This is a genomic window from Mycobacterium simiae (assembly GCF_008370645.1).
GTDB lineage: Bacteria > Actinomycetota > Actinomycetes > Mycobacteriales > Mycobacteriaceae > Mycobacterium > Mycobacterium simiae_A.
In genome coordinates, this window is record NZ_VTZN01000621.1 from 1 (window position 1) to 298 (window position 298).

The following is a 298-nucleotide window of genomic DNA, read 5'->3' on the forward strand; positions in this document are numbered from 1 at the left end:
CCACCGACGGCAACAATGGCACCGGTGGTGCGGGCGGTAAAGGTGGTACCGCCGAATTCACCGGTGGCACTGGCGGAGATGGCGGTGCCGGCGGTGTTGGCCTAACTGACGGCAGTGCGGGAGGTACGGCGACCGGGGGTGTGGGCGGTGACGGCAACAACGGTGGAATTTTCGGCGGCGCCGGCGGTGACGGCGGCGTTGGTGGCCAAGGCAACAACACGGGCAATGGTGTTAGTCAGGGTGGCGCAGGCGGAAACGGTGGTAATGGCAACTTGGCATCAGGCGCCACTGGCGGTAA

General features: G+C 66.1%; 1 pseudogene. It reads left to right on the forward strand.

What is annotated here, in order from left to right:
- Positions 1-298 (forward strand): annotated as a pseudogene (locus F0Q45_RS28485) (PE family protein); the annotation flags it as partial.